This is a genomic window from Bradyrhizobium sp. Unk1 (assembly GCF_059512345.1).
Genome location: NZ_JCAMOP010000189.1, coordinates 1 through 1,082 on the forward strand (window position 1 = coordinate 1; position 1,082 = coordinate 1,082).

The window sequence follows — 1,082 nt, forward strand, 5'->3', positions numbered from 1 at the left end:
ATCGTGGCAGTTGCAGAGCGCATTCCCGTTCGGCGCCCTCTGCAGGAGCGATCAGCTTCCGATATTGGCTTTCGTACTCTTTTGCCATTCGTTTCGCGGAAAAGCGCTCCTCGAACCGGGCGCGCACTTTCCGTCTGTCCAGCCGGTCCAATTCGTTCACCGCCTTGATGGCTTGCGCCTCGTCCTCGACGATGAAGCCCGTGACGCCGTGCTCGACGATCTCCGGCACCGAGCCCGAGCGATAGGCGATCACCGGCGTCCCACACGCCATCGCCTCTATCATGACGAGACCGAACGGCTCCGGCCAATTAATGGGGAACAACAAGGCGGCAGCGCCGGCGAGGAACGGCTGCTTCCTGGAGTCGTCGACCTCGCCGACGAGCTGGACGCTCTTGCCGTCGATGTGAGGTTCAAGCCGTTTCTTGAAGTAGGCAGTCTCGGCACGGGGTATCTTGGCGGCGATGCGCAGCGGCCTCCCAGCAGCACGCGCGATGCGGATAGCGTCCTCAGGACCTTTCTCCGCCGTCAGGCGGCCAAGAAAGGCCAGATATGATCCCGGTTCGCAAGACGCCTGAAACGAGCGCGTCGGCAGCCCGTGGAGGATTGTGCCGATCCACTTCGCATCCCGTAGCGGTTGGCGCTGATGGTCGGAAATCGAAACGAAGCCGGCTTCGGCATACTCCCGGACGACATCGGATAGTCCTGGCAGGTCTAACCGGCCGTGCATGGTCGTGAGAAACGGCACGCCGGTCCGGCGCAGCACCGGAAGCGGCAGCCAGTCGATGTGTGAGTGGATCACGTCGAAGTCGCCCGCGCGCTTCGCGATTGCTTCGATGAGCAGAGCGCTGGCGGCGCTCGGATCCGCGCCCCTTCGCCCCAGACGCAGCGCGCGCGGCCACACGGGATGAAGCTTGCCGTTTGTGCGTGAGTCGCCGCTTGCAAAGAGGGTGACGTCGTGTCCGAGCTCGACCAGTTCGTCCACCAGCCAGGCGATCACCCGCTCTGTGCCGCCATAAAGCTTTGGAGGGACGCTTTCGGCCAAGGGGGCGAGCTGGGCGATGCGCATCGGCGCCTAATCCCCC

General features: G+C 64.0%; 1 protein-coding gene. It reads right to left on the minus strand.

Translation table 11 applies throughout. From position 1 onward, the window contains the following. On the minus strand, positions 1-1,066 hold a 1,066-nt coding region (locus tag AC5ZFO_RS48025), incomplete at its 3' end, for a glycosyltransferase family 4 protein (RefSeq protein ID WP_282525914.1). Positions 1,067-1,082 lie beyond the last annotated feature (16 nt).